Source organism: Marinomonas sp. 63XJN7_9_ISO-PGPR-S23-217 (genome assembly GCF_056173515.1).
This window is the reverse complement of sequence record NZ_CM149678.1, coordinates 1,916,524-1,935,813: the sequence shown is the minus strand read 5'-3', so window position 1 is coordinate 1,935,813 and position 19,290 is coordinate 1,916,524. Positions and strand designations below refer to the sequence as shown.

At 43.1% G+C, this 19,290-nt stretch carries 18 protein-coding genes; 10 read left to right on the top strand and 8 right to left on the bottom strand.

Annotated elements, in window-relative coordinates; translation table 11 throughout:
* Positions 1 to 17 precede the first annotated feature (17 nt).
* Complete coding sequence (locus AC0VYI_RS09080) at positions 18 to 1,256, top strand: glycosyltransferase family 4 protein (RefSeq protein ID WP_475448838.1); 1,239 nt, start codon at positions 18 to 20, stop codon at positions 1,254 to 1,256.
* A gap of 27 nt (positions 1,257 to 1,283) precedes the next feature.
* Here the strand turns inward: AC0VYI_RS09080 and AC0VYI_RS09075 are convergent, their stop codons facing one another.
* The 4 genes from AC0VYI_RS09075 to AC0VYI_RS09060 form a co-directional block, all read right to left on the bottom strand.
* Positions 1,284 to 1,478 carry a DUF1289 domain-containing protein gene (locus AC0VYI_RS09075; protein ID WP_475448836.1) on the bottom strand — a complete coding sequence of 65 codons (195 nt, stop codon included), beginning with the start codon at positions 1,476 to 1,478 and terminating at the stop codon, positions 1,284 to 1,286.
* 8 nt (positions 1,479 to 1,486) lie between these two features.
* Positions 1,487 to 1,645, bottom strand: coding sequence for an oxidoreductase-like domain-containing protein (locus AC0VYI_RS09070; protein WP_199475977.1), 159 nt, complete (start codon positions 1,643 to 1,645; stop codon positions 1,487 to 1,489).
* Between the two features lie 95 nt (positions 1,646 to 1,740).
* Complete coding sequence (locus tag AC0VYI_RS09065; RefSeq protein ID WP_067016183.1) at positions 1,741 to 2,457, bottom strand: YebC/PmpR family DNA-binding transcriptional regulator; 717 nt, start codon at positions 2,455 to 2,457, stop codon at positions 1,741 to 1,743.
* Positions 2,458 to 2,597: 140 nt separating this feature from the next.
* The gene (locus AC0VYI_RS09060; protein WP_475448834.1) at positions 2,598 to 3,770 is read right to left on the bottom strand and encodes an aminotransferase-like domain-containing protein; all 1,173 of its coding nucleotides are present in this window, start codon (positions 3,768 to 3,770) and stop codon (positions 2,598 to 2,600) included.
* A 301-nt stretch (positions 3,771 to 4,071) separates the two neighbouring features.
* On the opposite strand from AC0VYI_RS09060, the gene AC0VYI_RS09055 reads away from it, so the two are divergent.
* The 3 genes from AC0VYI_RS09055 (at position 4,072) to AC0VYI_RS09045 (ending at position 7,191) form a co-directional block, all read left to right on the top strand.
* Positions 4,072 to 5,478, top strand: coding sequence for an ATP-binding protein (locus tag AC0VYI_RS09055; protein ID WP_199475975.1), 1,407 nt, complete (start codon positions 4,072 to 4,074; stop codon positions 5,476 to 5,478).
* A 21-nt stretch (positions 5,479 to 5,499) separates the two neighbouring features.
* Positions 5,500 to 6,177 carry a response regulator gene (locus tag AC0VYI_RS09050; protein ID WP_067016176.1) on the top strand — a complete coding sequence of 226 codons (678 nt, stop codon included), beginning with the start codon at positions 5,500 to 5,502 and terminating at the stop codon, positions 6,175 to 6,177.
* A 63-nt stretch (positions 6,178 to 6,240) separates the two neighbouring features.
* Complete coding sequence (locus AC0VYI_RS09045; protein ID WP_475448831.1) at positions 6,241 to 7,191, top strand: AEC family transporter; 951 nt, start codon at positions 6,241 to 6,243, stop codon at positions 7,189 to 7,191.
* 86 nt (positions 7,192 to 7,277) lie between these two features.
* Here the strand turns inward: AC0VYI_RS09045 and AC0VYI_RS09040 are convergent, their stop codons facing one another.
* A complete protein-coding gene (locus AC0VYI_RS09040) occupies positions 7,278 to 7,910 on the bottom strand; it encodes a YiaD family glycine zipper/OmpA-like lipoprotein (RefSeq protein ID WP_199475973.1) in 633 nt (210 codons plus the stop codon).
* Positions 7,911 to 8,155: 245 nt separating this feature from the next.
* Here AC0VYI_RS09040 and AC0VYI_RS09035 point away from each other — a divergent pair, with 245 nt between their 5' ends.
* From AC0VYI_RS09035 to AC0VYI_RS09020, 4 genes are all read left to right on the top strand, one after another.
* Positions 8,156 to 9,043, top strand: a complete 888-nt coding sequence (locus AC0VYI_RS09035) for a helix-turn-helix transcriptional regulator (protein WP_475448830.1) — start codon at positions 8,156 to 8,158, stop codon at positions 9,041 to 9,043.
* A gap of 21 nt (positions 9,044 to 9,064) precedes the next feature.
* The gene (locus tag AC0VYI_RS09030; RefSeq protein ID WP_475448828.1) at positions 9,065 to 9,601 is read left to right on the top strand and encodes a flavodoxin; all 537 of its coding nucleotides are present in this window, start codon (positions 9,065 to 9,067) and stop codon (positions 9,599 to 9,601) included.
* Positions 9,602 to 9,837: 236 nt separating this feature from the next.
* Complete coding sequence (locus AC0VYI_RS09025; RefSeq protein WP_475448827.1) at positions 9,838 to 10,152, top strand: DUF3301 domain-containing protein; 315 nt, start codon at positions 9,838 to 9,840, stop codon at positions 10,150 to 10,152.
* Between the two features lie 262 nt (positions 10,153 to 10,414).
* Positions 10,415 to 12,310, top strand: a complete 1,896-nt coding sequence (locus tag AC0VYI_RS09020) for a methyl-accepting chemotaxis protein (protein ID WP_475448826.1) — start codon at positions 10,415 to 10,417, stop codon at positions 12,308 to 12,310.
* 130 nt (positions 12,311 to 12,440) lie between these two features.
* Here AC0VYI_RS09020 and gltX read toward each other — a convergent pair whose 3' ends face one another.
* Positions 12,441 to 13,922: a glutamate--tRNA ligase gene (gltX, locus tag AC0VYI_RS09015; protein WP_475448824.1), complete on the bottom strand. Its 1,482-nt coding sequence runs from the start codon at positions 13,920 to 13,922 to the stop codon at positions 12,441 to 12,443.
* A 184-nt stretch (positions 13,923 to 14,106) separates the two neighbouring features.
* Complete coding sequence (locus AC0VYI_RS09010) at positions 14,107 to 14,886, bottom strand: 5'-3' exonuclease H3TH domain-containing protein (RefSeq protein ID WP_475448822.1); 780 nt, start codon at positions 14,884 to 14,886, stop codon at positions 14,107 to 14,109.
* A 130-nt stretch (positions 14,887 to 15,016) separates the two neighbouring features.
* On the opposite strand from AC0VYI_RS09010, the gene AC0VYI_RS09005 reads away from it, so the two are divergent.
* Both AC0VYI_RS09005 and AC0VYI_RS09000 read left to right on the top strand, forming a co-directional pair.
* Positions 15,017 to 16,270, top strand: coding sequence for a hypothetical protein (locus AC0VYI_RS09005; RefSeq protein WP_475448820.1), 1,254 nt, complete (start codon positions 15,017 to 15,019; stop codon positions 16,268 to 16,270).
* A 195-nt stretch (positions 16,271 to 16,465) separates the two neighbouring features.
* Entirely contained in the window at positions 16,466 to 17,806 is a 1,341-nt protein-coding gene (locus AC0VYI_RS09000; RefSeq protein WP_199475964.1) for a TolC family outer membrane protein, read from the top strand.
* Positions 17,807 to 17,919: 113 nt separating this feature from the next.
* Here AC0VYI_RS09000 and AC0VYI_RS08995 read toward each other — a convergent pair whose 3' ends face one another.
* Positions 17,920 to 19,218 carry a M18 family aminopeptidase gene (locus AC0VYI_RS08995; protein WP_475448819.1) on the bottom strand — a complete coding sequence of 433 codons (1,299 nt, stop codon included), beginning with the start codon at positions 19,216 to 19,218 and terminating at the stop codon, positions 17,920 to 17,922.
* Positions 19,219 to 19,290 lie beyond the last annotated feature (72 nt).

Below are 19,290 nucleotides of genomic sequence, written 5' to 3'. Positions count from 1 at the left end.
AAAACAAAGAGATCAAGGTGCACCTACTTATCATCGGCTATGTTTGGCCTGAACCCAACTCCTCTGCTGCGGGTAGCCGCATGATGCAGCTCCTCAACGCCTTTCGCAAACAAGACTGGCAAGTCACCTTCGCTAGTCCCGCGCAACCAACTGAGCATATGGCCGATTTAGAGGCTATTGGCATTCAGACGACGCAGATCCTTCTTAACGACGAGTCTTTTAACCAGTTTATCCTCAGTGCCAACCCAGACATGGTGATGTATGATCGCTTTATGATGGAAGAACAATTTGGCTGGCGTGTTGAAACATACTGCCCAAATGCCTTGCGTATACTCAACACAGAAGATCTCCATTCTCTTCGCCATGCCAGACACCAGGCAGTCAAACAAAATCGACCATTCCAGTTAGAAGACATGTATAACGACCTTGGCGTTCGAGAAATCGCCGCCATTCATCGCTGCGACCTAACCTTGATGATTTCAGAAATGGAAACCAAACTGTTAATCGATGAATTCCAGGTACCAGAAACACACCTTTTTCACCTACCCTTTATGCTCCCACCGCCACAAGAAGCCGCCTCGCTCCCCAGTTTTGAAGCTCGCCAACACTTTATCAGTATCGGCAACTTCCGCCATGCACCGAACTGGGATGCGGTACTACAGCTGAAAACGGAAATCTGGCCCAGTCTTCGCAAACGACTCCCCAAAGCCGAACTGCATATTTATGGTGCCTACCCACCCCCTAAAGCCACCCAACTACACAATGCAAAAGAAGGTTTTCTTGTAAAAGGCTGGGCAGAAGATGCTCAGGCTGTCATGCAACAAGCAAGACTCTGTTTAGCGCCATTACGCTTCGGCGCAGGCATCAAAGGAAAGTTGGTTGAAGCCATGCAGATGGGCACGCCAAGCATTACCACACACATTGGTGCAGAAGCCATGCATGGGGCACTACCATGGAATGGCGTCATCACTGATGAGATTGACAAATTTATTGAAGCAGCGGTTTTCCTATACGAAGACAAAACCAATTGGGAATTAATGCAAAAAAACGGCGCGACGATTTTAAACGCACGTTATTTGGAAACGGAATGGACTCCGAAGCTTATCACCAAGCTCCAACAGCAATATCAACAAAAGGAAGACTTAAGGAAAAAGCATTTTTTCGGCAAAATGCTCAGACATCACTCAATGAAAAGCACTCAATATATGTCTCAATGGATTGAACTGAAAAACCAACGCGATGCAAGCAAGGGCTAGCAAGAAAGCATCAGCGCCAAAAGCAAATTAGCCAGACACTAATTTGCTCTTAGCTTCTCGTTCTCGCACTTTTTTCATAACGGCCAACTGAGACGCTTTATTCATGCTACCCCATAGACTAATCTCTCGACCACTACGGTAACAGCCAACACAAATATCCTCTTCGTTTAACAGGCAAATATTAACGCAAGGGGATTTAACCTGGGGCTTTAACTTACCCATGATAGTGACTAATCCTCATCATTTTCAGATGCACTCTGGCTCTCTTTTAATTTTTTCTGTTCCGCATTCCAAGCTCTAAGCTCTTCATAGTAAGTATCCCAGACACAAGGGGAACATTCACTTTCACAACATTCCCAGTCTTCCGGTGGTGTTGGACGCTCAGACATAAACAACCTTCTACTTGCTTTTCAGACCATCAAAAAAAGAAAAACTCTGACGAAAAGACCATCTCGCCAGAGCTTTCACGACCTTTCTCTATCAACTACAATTCAGCGTTATGGTAAACGCGCTGAACATCATCCAAATCGTTTAGCAGATCTAGGAAGCGCTCAAATTGCTCAACGTCCTCACCTTCAATCGGTGTTGTGTTTTGAGGAACAAACTGAATTTCATCCACATCAAATTCAATATCACCAAACGCCTCTGTCAGTGCTGTTTTTGCTTTATTGTAGTCCGTGTTAGGAGCAAATACGGTCACTTTACCATCTTCTAGCTCAATATCAGTGACATCGACGTCCGCCATCATCAATGCTTCCAGCACCGCTTCTTCATCATCACCAGAAAAAACAAAAATGGCACTGTGATCAAACATATGACTCACACTACCTTGACTGCCAATTTTACACTTCACCTTGTTAAAACAGGTTCTCACATCACCAAAGGTACGGTTAGGGTTATCAGACAAGCAGTCAACAATCACCATGGTGTTGCCAGGGCCAAAACCTTCGTAACGGGCCGTATCAAAATCTTCCCCACCGCCGCCTTTCGCTTTATCAATCGCTTTATCGATAACGTGCGTTGGCACCTGATCTTTTTTAGCGCGTTCAATCAGGGAGCGTAGTGCTAAATTGCCATTTGGATCAATACCGCCGGATTTTGCACAAACATAAATCTCACGGCCATATTTGCTGTAAACCTTGGCTTTTTGATCAGACGTTTTTGCCATGGACTCTTTGCGGTTCTGGAAGGCTCTGCCCATTACATATTCCTATTCTATTCGTTCTTAAAAGTCAGATTCTAACGTGTCCCCCAAAAAGAAGGAACTCTTTACCCATTATAAAGACTATAAAAAACCTGTCAGCCTAACCTGTTACAACAAAGCAATGGTCGGACACTATTCTATTTTGTTAGTAGCCGTTTTATCACACCAGCAAGTACCGCCACCGCTTTATTGATGTCATCCGGCGATACACGAGCAAAGCTTAATCGTAAAAACGAATCCTTTAATGGGCTTTCACTAGGGAAAAACGGCACACCTGGCAGCACCAGAACCTTTTCTTGCAAAGCCTCCGCCAATACTAGCGTCGATGACACACCATCAGGTAAACGCACCCAAAAAAACATACCACCGGCAGGAACAGTAAATGTCACCAAATCGCCCAACTCCGATGACAACGCTTGTGCCATTACGTCTCTCTTACGCTTATATACCTCCTTCAACGTCGCCAAATGAGCAGGAAACCCACCAGAAGACAAAAAATAAGACACCATCGCTTGCCCTAGGCGGTTTGTATGAAGATCAATCGCCTGTTTTACCTTAACCAAATACGGAGAAAAAGCGGGACACGATACAGAATACCCAGTACGCACACCTGGCCATAACACCTTAGAAAAGCTGCCTAAATACAACCAAGGCGCCGTTTTCAACAACGAACAAATTGGTGTTAAGTCAACCTGTTCGTAGCACAAATCGCGGTAAGGATCATCTTCTATTAACAATATCCCCTTTTCATCCAACAAGGCTGCTATGTCTCGTCTACGTTGCAAACTATAGCAATGACCAGCGGGGTTTTGAAAATTAGGGATTAAATACAGAGCTTTGGGATGACAAGCATCAATCGCTTGACGCAATGCCTCTAATGACATCCCTTGTGCATCGGAAGCAACATCTTGAATCGTCGCCCCCTGTAAACTAAAGACCTGACAAGCGGCTAAATACGTCGGCTGCTCAGTCAAAATCGTCGAATCACCATCCAATATTAAGCGGCTAATAATATCCAACCCTTGTTGCGATCCTGTGGTAATCAACACATCATTCGTCACAGCCGATAAACCTCGATCCGCAACAATGGAGACGACTTGCTCACGAAGGCTTAACTCACCTTCACTCGGCCCATATTGACGGCTATCCGCTAACACATCCAGATTTGGGTAAGCAGGCATGTATTTTTCATCAGGCAATCCCCCAGCTAGCGACAGAATGTCTGGTTGTTGGCTATAGTGCAGCAACTCGCGCACCAAAGACTTTTCTATTTTTTGAGTATGAGGCGTAAGCAAGTGGGAGATTGTCATCGAAATATCCTGCAAATAAAAAGAAGTGCTAAAATAATCCTCCACAACTTCAGAGGAAAAAAGACACAGATTTTAGCTAAATCAGGAATACAGATTCATGATTTAACGCAGCTAAGAACAAAGATTTATTATTATTCCTCATTTATTACACGGCTCAAAAGTAGCTATAATTTCCATACGGGCCTTATAATCGACCATAACTTTTTCTTTTTTATAAAAGCAGACATGCAAAGACGTTCTCAATACGAAGACGATTAAAGCTGTTCTTTTGCCTTAGCCAAAGGATTCAACGTACTTTATTATGACCTTCACCAGAAAAATCAAAATCCGGCACAAACTCTTTGTCGTTTTCGTCCTTAGTAATATTTTGGTCATTGTCTCCATGTGGCAGGTCTTCCAGTGGAGCTTTGACAAGGGCTTTGTATCCTACGCGACCGCACGTGATCGCGATTTTCTAGAGCAAATGGCCAACCGCACAGCCAACCTCTATGCTTACTACAATGATTGGTATTTTCTCGTCCAAGAAAGCCGAATGGAAAAGAAATGGAATCAAACTCGATTAGAAAATTTGCGGGATTTGATTCCACCTCCAAGCACGCCTAACCTAGACCTCATTTATCCATCTCAATACTATCGCCAACGTTTTTTACTATTTGATAAGAACCAAAAAAATCTGATTGGTCATGTTCCATTTGATAAAGCGGAAACCCATGCCGTCATCGTCAATAAACAAATCGTGGGGTATGTTGGCCTGAGATCCATGCGCGCCGTTGTGCAGGATCAAACCCTGCGCTTTGTTCAGCAACAAGGGGAAGCCTTTTTGTTGATTTCTGCGTTTATTCTTGCCATCGCAGCCTTATTGACTTGGCCTCTTGCCCAATGGTTAAGCCGCCCCATCTGCACCATAAGAGAAGCCACCAGAAAATTAGCGACGGGGAAATTTGACACTCGGATTAAGATACAAGGCACCGATGAACTAGCGGATTTAGGTACTGACTTCAACCATCTAGCAACGACACTGGAGAACACACGCGAGTCTCGCAAGCGTTGGGTTGCGGATACCGCCCACGAACTGCGCACGCCCGTTGCCATTTTGCGTGGTGAAATTGAAGCCATGCAAGATGGCATCATTAAAGTCTCACCGGAAAGCTTAGAATCGCTGCAACAAGAAATTGTCCATATTGCCCGACTAATCGATGATTTAAACCAGTTATCCATGCACGACATGGGCAACTTAAACTATGAAATGGAAGAAGTCGATTTGGCAGACGCGCTTGAGCAAACCACTCAATCCATGTCTTTGATTTATAAAGAAGCGGGATTAGACTTAGAGCTTGAAGTTACCACAAAGCACCCGATATTAATTAATGGTGATGAAAACCGCCTTCATCAACTCTTTGCTAATTTGATGAATAACTCATTAAAATACACAAATACGCCAGGAAGACTTAAGATCACCTTGCGAGAAGAGAAAAATTTAGCCATTGTTCTATTTGAAGATACACCACCGGGTGTGAACGAAGAAGAAAAACAACGAATTTTTGAGCAGTTTTATCGCGTTGAAAATTCACGTAATCGAGCAACTGGCGGCAGAGGCTTAGGTCTGGCCATCTGCACCAATATTGTCAATGCCCATCAGGGTACGATAAAAGCCTATCATTCCCCTGATGGCGGCTTAGGCATAAGAATAGAGTTTCCTTTACATTAATAATATGGAATAACAAATACTATGAGCAAAATACTGATTGTTGAAGACGAACCAAAATTAGCAGAATTAGTTGCGGCCTACTTAGATCAAGCTGGCTATGAGAATCACCATATTGACCGTGGTGACCAAGCCGTTGATTACGTAAAAAATAACCAAGTAGATCTGATCCTTCTTGACTTGATGCTACCTGGCTTAGACGGTATTGAAATCTGCAAGCAAGTTCGTCAGTTTAGCGGCGTTCCTATTATTATGGTCACAGCGAAAGCCGAAGAAATTGACCGCTTGATCGGCCTTGAAATGGGTGCGGATGATTATGTTTGCAAACCATTCAGCCCTCGCGAAATTGTGGCGCGCGTTAAAGCCAATCTACGACGCGTTGAATTAGATCAAACCGAATCCCCTCGTACTGATGGTTTTGATTTAGACGTTGATCGTCTTCGCGCCACTTACAAAGGTGAGTTGATCGACCTAACAACGGTAGAGTTCCAATTACTACAGCTTTTAATTAAAGAGCCAGGACGCGTATTTGGTCGTGATTTGATTATGAAAAGCATTTATGCAGACAGCCGCGTTGTTAGTGACCGTACAATCGATAGTCACATCAAAAAATTACGTAAAAAAATCTCTGCAGTCGCCCCAGAACTTAACGTCATTCACTCTGTTTATGGCGCTGGTTATCGCTTCGAAAACAACGACTGATTTGCTCTCACTAAGACGAACTTTCTAACAAGAAAGTTCGTCTTCTATACCTAAGGAACCACGTTGAATAATTTTTGGGAGATATTAGGCTTTTCCCTATCTATCACGATACCCATTTTTTTAATTTTGGTATTAGGCGTTGCTCTTTATCGAATACGCTTAATTAATGATAACTTTATCAGCGTCGCCTCAAAACTCATCTTTAATATTACCCTCCCTGCCCTCCTGTTTATCAGCATATCCAGAACAAACATTAATAAAGACACCGATTTTTCTTTAGCTATTTATGCGGTTGGCTCAGTGATTGTTGTCTATGTCTTACTGGAAATCCTTGCTTCTCGAATCATTGCCACAAAAGCCGATAGAGGGGTGGTTATCCAAGGCGCTTTCCGATCTAATATGGGGATCATTGGCTTGGCTTACTGCGTCAATGCTTATGGAGAGAGTGTTTTTTCAATTGCTTCCATTTACCTTGGCAGCGTAACGATTTTATTTAATATTCTATCGGTTATCTGCTTAAATCGCTCTATGGACGCTCAAAAGAGCATCACATATACCCTAAAAAGTATTGCAAAAAACCCGCTTATCATCGCGATAGTAGCCGCCTTACTCTCGTCTTACTTCGGGGTGCATATACCGTCTACCCTGCATAAAGCCGGCAGCTATTTTGCACAAATGACCCTTCCATTGGCCTTAATATGTGCGGGGGCCTCATTAAACTTCGGCGCATTAAAAAAAGACATGTCAACCGCTCTCCTTTCCGCCATAGGAAAACTGGTCGTAGTCCCTTTGTTAATTACATTAGGCGGCTATTTTTTTGGCTATCGCGGCATGCAACTTGGCGTTCTTTTTCTAATGTCCTCCGCTCCTTCCGCATCGGCTGGCTATATCATGGTCAGGGCAATGGGTGGTAATTCCGCGTTAGCTGCCAACGTGATTGTCTTGACAACCATTGCCTCGGTGTTCAGCACGAGTATTGGTGTCGCAATACTAAGCAGCCAGCATTTAATGTAGTTGTTATGGCACAATGCAAACGTTATAAAAAAGGGCCCCATATCAACAATGAAACCCTTTTAAATATTACTAATACAACAAATAGACTAGCGAGTAATAGGTTGAATTTTTAGCTCCACTCGACGATTTTCTTGGCGGTTGGCCGCAGTAGTGTTAGGCACTTTGGGTTGATACTCTCCCATACCAATGACGGTTAAACGCTGAGCATTTACACCATCCATAATCAGCAAGTTTTTCACAGACTGCGCCCGTCGCTTGGACAACTCTAGGTTATACTGTTCAGACCCTGTATTATCGGTATAACCTTCTATTAACAACACGGTTTTGGGGTAATGGTTCAGAATTTTCGCAACACCGTTTAATACTGGATTAATACTAGGATTAACAGCGGCACTATTCGTCGCAAATGTAATGTCCCCTGGCATAATCAAACGCAGATTATTCCCCTCACGAACCACTTGGACACCCGTTCCCGCCAACTCGTTTTTAAACTCTTGCTCTTGATTATCCATATAGCGACCAATCGCCCCCCCAGCCAACGCCCCAACTGCGGCGCCCCAGACGAGACGACTATTGTCATTGTCACCTGTCGCTTTCCCCAAAAGCGCCCCTATGGCGGCCCCAATTCCAGCACCTTTCTGAGTATTATTGGGATTTGTCGCACAACCACTTAATGCAATAGACATCGCCACTGTACCGATAACTAAAGTCTTTCTCATGTTTTCCTCGCCAGTTTATTTTATACCAATGTCAAAGTGCCGGACGGCAGAACAAGAACCCGACAACCAGGCTTCCACCATGCTTACAAACATCATACCACAAGGAAATCACCACTAAATCGTCAACAAGTCGAAAAAGCAATCCGACGAACAATCAAAATAATTTTTTAATGATAACTACTTGCATTAAGGGAAAAATAATACTTTAATGATAATCATTATCAATAATGAAAGAAGGGCAAGCAATGCAAATTGATCTTCATCATGCCTACAACCACCAAGGCGACATACAAGAACGTTACGCTTCCGTGATCTCAGGCTACAAACGCCATATTGCCCTAATGCCTAATCTGGAGTTAATTGAACAGCACATTACTTGTCAGCAAGATTGTATTCTGTCCGAACAAGCAGAACGTGGGCTCTATTTCACCATTATCAGCGATGATCCGATTAAAACCACCAACGACATTCATTCTATTAGCGTAAGCTATTTACCTAAAAACTGGTCGGGCGATTTTTACCTAACACAGGGCGATAAGAAATCACTTATTCAGATACATATTCTGCCCGAACAATTAGCCCATGCTTTAGGAGAAACGGAAGATCAAACCCTTCTATACTTTAGTCGTCTTTTCCATACCCTAGAAGCGCAAGAAAACACCTTAAACCTACCAGTTACCGACACGATCAAGACTTTATGGCAAACTATTTTAGCTCACACAGGACAGAATCTTAGCCTCACAGGACATGTCTACGCTTGTATTTTTACCTTTATAGAACAATTAAAAATACTTAAGCACATTGCGCAATGCAATGACTGCCAAAGCAAAATTTTCCATGCACAAAATTTGCTGGAAGTCCCCAAAAATTTAAGCCTGAAACCTCAACTTCTAGCTCACCAGGTCGGTCTTAATGAGGAGGCACTTACACTTGGTTTTCACTACCTTGTCGGCCAATCTATCTCAAGTTATAGCGAACAACGTCGCATACAATACGCAGCCGAACAATTACGCAAAAATCCTAATGCTAAAACCAGTATTGTTGCCGGTAGTGGCTTTTCCGAGAGTCAATTCGAAGCAATGTTTATTCAACACTTTGGCATCAGCAGCCAGCATTACGGGCAAATCCATTAAGCAATAGGAAAATAAACACCAATGAACACAGCATCCATTGCATTGATCTATGGCACTGATACTAACAACACAGAAGAAGTGGGTATTAAAATCGCAAAACAGTGGGAAGACTTAGACGAAGACGTTGCCATCCACAACATTAAGGACATTGACTTAAGTACTTTTGAGCGCTATTCAATGCTCATTTTAGGCATCCCTACTTGGGACTTCGGAGGCATTCAATCCGACTGGGAAGAGCTAGGCGACACACTGAGCACCTTATCACTTACTAATACAACCATCGCGCTATATGGATTAGGTGATCAATTTGGCTATGCTGACTATTTTTTGGATGCGATGGGATGGTTATATAAAAAGTTACAAACCACTGGTGCGACGTTTATTGGTCAGTGGCCAACAGAAGGTTATGAATTTGAAGCATCTCAAGCCTGCACAGAAGATAAAAAACATTTCGTCGGTTTAGCCATTGATGAAGACCAACAATATGAACTCACTGATCAACGCATTGAACAGTGGGTTATCCAACTTTACGCTGAAAGAGCGATATTAATGGAATAAATATCACTGACTGGTCCACGGGTTATCGGCAACTCAACAACATTTGGACGACTGCTCATTCGCTGCCCCGAGTGACCAAATGATGCCAATAACAAGTGGGATATTTATCGCCAAGCTCTTCGGTGTGAAGCCCGTGACCGCCCCTCTGTTTCTCTCCTGCTTGGGGGGCGGTTACGAATTTCTTTTTGTCGATAACTTCGATAAGATGAAATCCTTCTACAATTGATAGAGTCCCCATGAATCTCAACTTGCCCGATATTGCCTTTCTCTTACTTGTGATAACCCTCGTTTGGGGATGGTGGCGCAACGGCGCAGTGCACGAGCGAGCTATTCAGCTAGCTAAGCAGCATTGTGCAAAACACAACCTACAGTTACTGGATGATAGCGTCTCAAGAAACCGCTGGAAAGTCACATGGCAACATGGTCAACCCAATATTCAGCGATCTTATCAATTTGAATTTAGCTCTACTGGACGCTCAAGATATCCTGGAAGCATTACCTTTGTAGGAAACACACTAACTGACATTTGGTTAAGTCCCCACGATATTTAGACCAGCCAATCGACTCTTTTCCTTCAAATTTCCCATCATAAAGAAGATTTATCGTGACAAATTTGCCCAATAAAGACTATATTTTATGATGGTTTTAACAAATACTTACGAATAATTTGCTTTTCGAGACAAACTAATCATAGAATGAAGAACAGAGCTGTTCTCGATAAGGATTAATAACTTACGATGGAAATAAATTGACACCTCATGTCAGACATAAAAAATATTTCTCCAAATAATAAAATGTATGCAGGTATCTCATATGTTGGCAAACCTCAGCTTCCGCTCCAAACTCATCTGCTTGTTATCCGCCACAATCATTGGCTTTGTTGCTGTTACAACCGTCGCATTATATGGCATTAATACACAAAATAATGCCTCTCAACGTTTCGAAGTCCTTACTAGTATTGACAAAAACTTAGACTCTCTTGTTATTACGCTACTGCAGCAATATGAACAGATAGATAATCTCAACGATAAGTCATACAAAGGCTTCTTAGAAGGCGTAGAAAAAGAATATAAATCGGCCTCCTCTGAACTCTCATTTGATATAAGCCACGTTTCTTCCCCTACTGCTAAATCTTTATTAGGTAAAGTAAAAAGTACTTTTACCGATTACAACACCGCGTTAGTTGCATTGATTGCACAGAGGAAGCTGGTCGGTTTTAATGGTAATTCTGGGCTCAAAGGTGATATCTCAAACAACGGTCAGAAACTAACGGATGAAGTTTCGTTTCTTAGCCTCATTAAACAAGAGTTTTTGCCCGTGAGAGAAGCGGAAAAAAACTTTATTTTTGAACCCACAGCCGCCAACAAAGCCGACTTCCTCAGTAAATTTGCTAAATTCGAAACCCGCGTTAATAATTTTGGCCTAAAAGAGCGGTTTAATGATCAAATCCAAGCTTACATCAACTCCGTTAACACCTTTGATCAGGCAAATAATAAACTCATCAAACTCCAAGCTGATTATGAGAAAAACAGCACATTGCTTAATGACTCAAGACTGAATGCGGCAAAATTCCTTCAAAATGCGGTTTCTGACGCCCGTGATAAAGCCGACGCCAGTTCACAACAAGCTGTCGTCCTGTTGATCGTTGTCAGTATTGGGGTGGCCGTTTCATCAGGGCTACTGCTACTTGGCATTGGTCGCAGCGTGAATAAGACCCTGAACCAAATCATTCGAGATCTAGCCAAGGTCAAAAGCGGGGATCTTACCGCTCAATTACCCATCAATACAAAACGCAATGACGAGTTTGATTCACTTTGCGGCTCAGTGAATGAAATGACAGAGGGTCTTGGCTCCGTCATTGGAGAGGTGGTTGACACTTCCGCAGAAGTAGCCAGCATGGTAACCGAACTCAATAACTCCATTAAAAACATTGCAGACAGTAACCGTTCTGTCAGCGAACAAACCAACTCCCTTGCTGCAGCAACGGAAGAAATCTCCACCACAATCCACAGCATTTCAAATACGACTGAGGAACTCAGCGCCCAATCTAAAAATACTTACGACTCCGCTAAGATAGGGGCCAATACAATCAAGTCAACTATATCGAATTTGGCCAATACTATTTCGATTGTTAACGAAACGAGTACACAGCTGAACGCGTTAGGAAAATTGTCTAAAGACATCGACAATGTCATTGGCATGATCAATGATCTGGCGAACCAAACCAACCTACTCGCACTGAACGCCGCCATTGAAGCCGCACGGGCAGGCGAAGCGGGTCGAGGCTTCTCGGTGGTAGCAGATGAAGTGCGCTCCTTGGCAGAAAAAACAGTTGAAGCAACATCCAGTATTACGGATATTGTAAACACCATCCAAAGCTCCACACAATCGGCCATTGCCACCATGGAAAGTGGACAAGAAAGCCTACATGCCATTGAAGAATTGAGCGGAAAAGCCGAAGAGGCGATTCAAGAGATTGAAAGAAATGCTCAAACCAGCTCCCATTCTTCTGTTGATATGGCGCAATCCATTCAGGAAGTCGCAAAAACAGCCGTGCATATGAGCGAGGAAATGGATCGTATTGCTCAGCAGTTACAACGCGACAACAGCTACATAGTCAATATTGAAGGCAACACACGGGAAATTCATGGCCATGTCGCTAACTTAGACAACAAAACTCGCGTTTTCACGACGAAGAAAAGCGGTTGAATATGCCCCAATTGTAGAGCCGTCAAACGCCTAAAACAGTACATACCTAAAAACAGTGCACACATAAAAGCCGATCATCAGATCGGCTTTTTGCTATCTAACCTCTATATTTCTAACATCAAGGATTAAATCACAAGGCTGCGTATTCTTTTTCCCAGCGTTTTGCTTCTTTTTTAGAGGGGCCACCCAGTACATTGACCGCCGTACGCATACGAGCACGAGAAATATCTGAGCCAAGAATATCCATAGAATCAAACACAGAAACTGAAGCCGTCGTACCTGAAATAGCCACAAATATAGGCGCAAAAAACTCCTTCGGCTTAATATCCATGGCTTGAGCAAGTGCTTTCAGTTCATTAAAAATGGCATCTTTATTCCAAGTCTTTAACGCTTCTAGCTTCCACAAGGCAAACTGCATGGCTTTACGTAGCGTCTCTTCTTCCATTTTTACGGAGGCAAAGTCTTCTTTCGTAATGGGCAACATACCTTTCAAAAAGAAGCCAGCCACATCCGCTACATCAGAAAAGGTTTCCACACGAGGGATTATCAAGGGTAAGATCTTCATTAAATACTCAGGATTTAATGCCCATTCAACGTACTTTTGAGCAAAAGCTTCTGGCGTAAGATCCTCACGAATCCATACGCCATTTAGCCAACTCAATTTTTCAACATCAAAAACGGGGCCACCCAAAGAAACACGCTGAATATCGAAGTGTTCAATCATATCATCCAGAGAGAACTTTTCGCGCTCATCCGGCATAGACCACCCCATACGACCAAGATAGTTAATGACCGCTTCTGCCATATATCCCATGCGTTGATAATACAAAATACTGGTTGGGTTTTTGCGCTTAGATAATTTCGATTTATCAGGATTACGCAACAATGGCATGTGGCAAAGTGTCGGCATTTCCCAGCCAAAGTATTGATATAATAGGATGTGTTTAGGCGCAGAGTTAATCCATTCTTCCCCACGAATAACATGGGTGATCTTCATCAAGTGATCATCCACTACATTTGCTAAGTGGTAAGTCGGCATACCATCTGCTTTTAAAAGCACCTGCATATCGACTTGTGCCCAATCGATTTCAATCGAACCACGCAACATGTCTTGCACAACACAGGTTCCCTCTTCTGGGATCTTCATGCGTACAACATAAGGCACACCAGCCTCTAATTTTGCTTGAACCTCTTCTTCACTCAGCAATAGCGCACGGCCATCGTATTTTTGCATCAAACCTTGTTCTTTTTGTTCAGCGCGCATTTGCTCCAGCTCTTCTGCCGTTTCAAACGCATAAAAAGCATGACCCTTTTTCACTAACTCGTGGGCATATTGACCATAGATATCGCCACGTTCACTCTGACGATAAGGGCCATATGGGCCACCGATATCAGGTCCTTCCGACCAATCAAGACCTAACCAACGTAACGCATCTAAGATCATTTTCTCAGATTCCGGTGTACTACGTGCTTGATCCGTATCCTCAATACGTAAAATAAACTTACCACCCATTTTTTTGGCAAAGGCCATATTAAACAAAGCGATATAAGCCGTACCTACGTGGGGGTCGCCAGTTGGTGAGGGGGCAATGCGTGTTCTTACCTCAGACATAATGATCTCTTTTATCCGGTTCGTGAAAAATGCGACCATTATAATCCCCTTAAGTCTAAGGAGTAAGGGTGATTTAATATCTTTTATGATCAGAAGTTTGATGACGGTAAAACATCCCTCCTATCTGCATAATCTGCTGCAAATATAAAGGGAGAGCGACCAGATTAGAGCAAGAGAGGTGCCATCACGGAAAATAGGTTAACTGAGAAAGCCTTACGCCGACATTAACATCCACTCTTAAGGTGACGAGCTGACGCGATAACATGCATTGTTCATACCCTCCAGACAAGAGGCTTTGAATACGCGCTGAATAATCCTCTAAGTGGTTGTATATTTCTTCAATGGTCCCATGCTTTTCCATAACCGCAAGAGCCGTTTTCGGGCCAATTCCTTTCACACCCGGCACTCGATTAGTCGTGTCTCCAACCAACGCCCAATAATTCGTTAACATACATGCTTCAACACCATATTTTCCAGGCACCCAAACTTTGTCATAACCCAGCTTGGCAAAGTAATCGTATTGCAAAATAGACTCGTTATCCAATAACTGCGTAAAACCTTTATCCGTCGAAACAATATAAGATTTCACCCCTTGCTTAGCAGACTTAAACGCCAGCGTCGCAATGACATCGTCTGCTTCCCAACCCACCAAGCGAAGACAATGGATGCCATTATAACGAAACACCTTAGCAAACCCATTGAGGGAATCCAACAAAGCATCATCCATTGGCACACGCCCCAACTTATACTCTGGATAAAGCGTATGCCGCCAAGTTTTTCCACTGGAATCAAACACAACCACCATATGAGAGGGAGAAAACTGCTGAATTAACTTCACTAAAGCATCAATACTAATACTTTGTGTTCTTTCTATACGCCTAACCACATCTTGCTCAGACTCAAGTGCAGCGTATAGGCGTCGAATCAAGTTTAAACCATCGACAATCAATAATCGCTTTTCCACGCCAAACCCTTTATCTTATCCACACAGCCATTACTATTTACGAGGGCAAGGTTATCACGCTCCGCATTTGAGCACGACCTCTTTTCTAATAAGCCCATGAACCATAATAGAAGCAAGCAAGAAGGAACTTATGAAGAAGCAAGTCATTGTTTTAGCTATCACTTCACTACTGACGCTGGGAACAACAAACGCAATTTCGGAACCTCTAAGAACGGTCATTGGCCTTAACAACAGTCAAGTGACAGAAAATACACGAACCTCATCGGGCCTATCCCTTAGCCCTATTCCGGGCACATTACTCCCTTTGAACGAAAACTTTCAGCCTCTTATTCAGCCCATTCAATCAGACCTGCCTAATTGGTCAAAAGCGCTTGGTCAACATGTAAGGGTAGATAGCAAACAACGCGCTCTCTCCTACACTGGTAAGCTCACTCGGATGAATGCCAGCAACCTAACATTTACGCTGGACATAGAGGGCCACAAAGCCCAACTGCCTATTAACGATTTTTACCTCATTCCTCTACAAAATGCTCATAACTCAGCCGCAAAGGAAGACAGTTACCGAGGCAAAATAAGCTATCAGTCTAATGAACTGAGCTGGTCACCAAAGCGAGTGTTGATCATCAATAAAGATCACATTTCCATTATTAATATGGCAAACATTGAAAACCGCTCGGCTAATAAAATCACACTTAAAAACAGCCTACTGCATTATGCCCAGTCAAAAGCACCTTTATTTAAAGCAGAGCGTAGTACCTCCTTAATGATGAACGCCAGTGCTGATAAACACGTAAATTATTCAGACAGTGAAGTGACTTATCCGATTAAGGAACTTACATTACCTGCTAACACGCATTTACTGACACAAATTAGCAAAGAAACGGTCAACATTGATAAAAGCGTCAGCGAAGCAACCGTTTATACCGCCGTAATAGCAGACACAGTAGAACTGCAATTTCATAACAACTTGACGTTTAAGCTCAAGCATGCAAGTTTACCCGGAACCTACCAAACCTATTGGCAACGAAACGGTCTTTTGATCCCTAGCGATGCAGTCTTCATTCCGTTAGCGCGGGCCAAGCAAACGCTTCATATCACCACCAATAGCAACCTCGACATGACAGGCCAGTTGACACTGATTCACGCTTCATCAAAAAAACTGCCAGCTACGCAAGAGTGGAAACTCACCCTTAAAAACCACTCCAATGAGCCCAAGTTATTTCAACTAATGCAACACACACAAGGTGTTATTAGCAGTGTGGACGAAACAAAACCATCAGTAGGAGAGATAAAAAAACACAGCGCAAACAGTATTCAATTGACCGGAACCTTAGCTGCAAATGAATCCAAAACGATTCTTTATACTGTTAAGATAAACGAATGAAAATCTAAAGCGAAACGAACAAAACCTTAATACACCTAAAAAAGTCCACACAATATCGCATATTGACCGATTAATTGTGGTATCACTCCATGATATGGTGATGGGTAATAATAGATATACTATTTCACCCCCTGCCATCTTATGATTGCTTAGGGTAATATAACTGTATTTCATACTACGAGCCTACTAAAATCTATGAAAAAGCATATTCTTACATCACTGATTACCGTTGCCACTTTGAGCAGCACCGCTTCTCATGCAGAAGGTCTGTATGACGTCTATAAACTTGCTCTTAGTCACGACCCAGGTCTTCGCGCTGCCGAAGCGACCTACCGAGCTGATAAAGAACAAATTGCAGTCACTAGGGGGAACCTCTATCCGAGTATCAAAGCGACTGGCAGTCTTGGATATGCTAAAACCAACCCGCCCTCTGGCAGTACCGTAGACACTCGCTCAAACAGCGTTGGATTAGATTTAAACTATCCAATCTACTCGCCTGCCCTTAACTATGGTGTTAAAGACACTGAACTTGGTTACCAAAGCGCAGGGGTGAGTTATGACAACACCAAGGAGAACTTGGTACTGACAACGATGACGGAGTTTTTTAATTTATTGATTGCTCAAGCCACTCTTGAGACCACTGAAGCGCAAGTAAAAAGCACCAAAAGTCAGCTTGATCAAACTCAGAAGCAATATGATGTGGGCTTGAAATCCATTACCGATTTACAAGACGCCAAAGCAAGCTACGATGCGGTAAAAGTACAGGAACTCACCGCCAGATCCGATGTAGCTTATGCACAAAAGGCCTTGTTACAACGTACGGGCAAAGTCATTACCGACATTCCTGAACTGTCTAAAGACTATCCAATCAAGATGGATCCAAACGTCACGGTTGACGAACTGATCCAAAAAGCGATCAAAAATAACAAGGAACTACACATTTTAGATATTGCGGTTGAGAAAGCGCAAAACAATATTGACCTGAAAAAAGCCAGTGGCCGTACGCCAGTGGTTAGTCTTGTAGGTTCTATTTCGCGTAGCGATGCCAATAACGACCCTGAAAGCGTTCAATCACCGAATGGTGCCACTAATACGTCTTCTGTTGGCTTGCAAGTTAGCATCCCTCTTTACTCAGGTGGCGCCATCAACGCCTCTGTACGCCAAGCGTCAGAGCAAGCTAATGCGGCAATTGAGAATCGAGCTAGCCAATTACAAAGTATTGAACTGAATATCCGCAATACCTTCTTAAAACTGCAAACGTCAGTGGCTCAAGTTAAAGCACAAAAAGAGCTTATTAAGTCTCGTCGCAGTGCACTACAAGCCAGCAGAGCGGGCTATGAAGTAGGGACTCGTAACCTTGTTGAGCTACTACAAGCACAATCTAACTTATACACAGCGATCAGTGATTACCAAAAATACCGTTACAACTTCGTGATCCAAAAATTGACGCTAGATGAAGCCGTGGGTGATCTGAACGAAAACAAAATCGTTTCGCTTGATAAATGGTTAGTGGAAGACCCCTCTACTCTAAAATAGCCATCAGCAAGCAATAATATATAAAGCCTCGCTTTACTAAGTAAACCAAAAAACGCCGCAAAATCATTTCTGCGGCGTTTTTTTATACACTATGACTCAGTGGATCAAATCGCTTATTTGGCCATTAATTCTTTACGTCCCGTAAAGCGAGCCAATACTTTATATAAGCCATAGGCATCATGGCTGCCTGCCAACTCACGAATCGAATGCATACCGAACGTTGGTAACCCGATATCTAAGGTTGGTACACCGATTTCTCCCGACGTAATAGGTCCAATGGTACTACCGCAGGCCATGTCACTACGAACAACAAAGCTTTGTACTTCAACCCCCTCTTCTGCGGCAATATCTCGATAAATACTAGCGGTCTCACTGTTCGTCGCATAACGCTGATTGGTATTGACCTTGATCACAGCACCGTGATTAATGCTTGGGGCATGGTTGCCATCGTGCTTGCTAGCATAATTAGGGTGCAATGCATGAGCATTGTCTGCCGAAATCATCATAGAGCGCTGAATAGACTGCACAAAATGCTCAGGGTCTGGCGACAAACGGCGCAACACATCTTCTAAGAAGGGGCCATTTGCCCCACAAGCCGACATGCTTCCCACTTCCTCATGATCAGTACAAACCAACAAGCTAGGGCAAACCTCTTGAGAATCCAACAAAGCTTTCATACCGACAAAACAGCTCAATAAATTGTCCAAGCGTGCGGAACAGATGAACTCTTTATGCAATCCTACCAAAGCAGGCGGCTGTGTATCGTATAAACTCAATTCAAAGTCTAAAATCGACGCGACATCAGACTTAGGGTACTGATGTTCAATCTGCTGGGCCAACAAAATGTGAAAATCCAACTCTTGATCAACACCACATAAAATCGGCAAAAGCTCTTCTTGAGGATTCACCTTAAACCCTTCATTAGCTTGGCGATTAAGATGAATGGCCAAATTCGGCACTACAGCAATTGGTTCTTTAAAATCAATAAGACGACTTACAATATCGCCCTTGTTGGTTTTAAAAGTAACGCGGCCAGCAAGCGATAAATCTCTATCCAACCAAGTATGCTGCAAGGCGCCACCGTATACTTCCACACCTAACTGATGATAACCATGGCGCTTAACATGGGCATTGGGTTTCAACTTCAAACATGGACTGTCTGTATGAGCCCCTATCATACGCCAACCAGTTCGGTTAACATCTTGATGAGGTACAGTAAACGCAATCAAAGAAGACTCGTTACGAGTAACAAAGTATTTTCCACCCACATCGATAGACCAGTCATCTTGCTCAAACAGTTCAATAAAACCGTTCTCAAGTAACCCTTGTCTCATACTATCGGTGGCATGAAAAGGAGTAGGAGAGGACTGAAGGAAAGATAACAGTGACTGATTAAAACTAGAATGTTGCATAATTTCTCTAAAGGACAATACCTTAAAAAAAGTGACTTTATTAGCGGATAGGCTAGCCTTACTGCTCCGTGT

Coding starts and splice junctions, on each gene's coding strand:
- AC0VYI_RS09075 (WP_475448836.1), bottom strand. CDS start 1,478: ATGGGTAAGTTAAAGCCCCAGGTTAAATCCCCTTGCGTTAATATTTGC.
- AC0VYI_RS09070 (WP_199475977.1), bottom strand. CDS start 1,645: ATGTCTGAGCGTCCAACACCACCGGAAGACTGGGAATGTTGTGAAAGT.
- AC0VYI_RS09065 (WP_067016183.1), bottom strand. CDS start 2,457: ATGGGCAGAGCCTTCCAGAACCGCAAAGAGTCCATGGCAAAAACGTCT.
- AC0VYI_RS09060 (WP_475448834.1), bottom strand. CDS start 3,770: ATGACAATCTCCCACTTGCTTACGCCTCATACTCAAAAAATAGAAAAG.
- AC0VYI_RS09055 (WP_199475975.1), top strand. CDS start 4,072: ATGACCTTCACCAGAAAAATCAAAATCCGGCACAAACTCTTTGTCGTT.
- AC0VYI_RS09050 (WP_067016176.1), top strand. CDS start 5,500: ATGAGCAAAATACTGATTGTTGAAGACGAACCAAAATTAGCAGAATTA.
- AC0VYI_RS09040 (WP_199475973.1), bottom strand. CDS start 7,910: ATGAGAAAGACTTTAGTTATCGGTACAGTGGCGATGTCTATTGCATTA.
- AC0VYI_RS09035 (WP_475448830.1), top strand. CDS start 8,156: ATGCAAATTGATCTTCATCATGCCTACAACCACCAAGGCGACATACAA.
- AC0VYI_RS09030 (WP_475448828.1), top strand. CDS start 9,065: ATGAACACAGCATCCATTGCATTGATCTATGGCACTGATACTAACAAC.
- AC0VYI_RS09025 (WP_475448827.1), top strand. CDS start 9,838: ATGAATCTCAACTTGCCCGATATTGCCTTTCTCTTACTTGTGATAACC.
- AC0VYI_RS09020 (WP_475448826.1), top strand. CDS start 10,415: ATGTTGGCAAACCTCAGCTTCCGCTCCAAACTCATCTGCTTGTTATCC.
- gltX (WP_475448824.1), bottom strand. CDS start 13,922: ATGTCTGAGGTAAGAACACGCATTGCCCCCTCACCAACTGGCGACCCC.
- AC0VYI_RS09005 (WP_475448820.1), top strand. CDS start 15,017: ATGAAGAAGCAAGTCATTGTTTTAGCTATCACTTCACTACTGACGCTG.
- AC0VYI_RS09000 (WP_199475964.1), top strand. CDS start 16,466: ATGAAAAAGCATATTCTTACATCACTGATTACCGTTGCCACTTTGAGC.
- AC0VYI_RS08995 (WP_475448819.1), bottom strand. CDS start 19,218: ATGCAACATTCTAGTTTTAATCAGTCACTGTTATCTTTCCTTCAGTCC.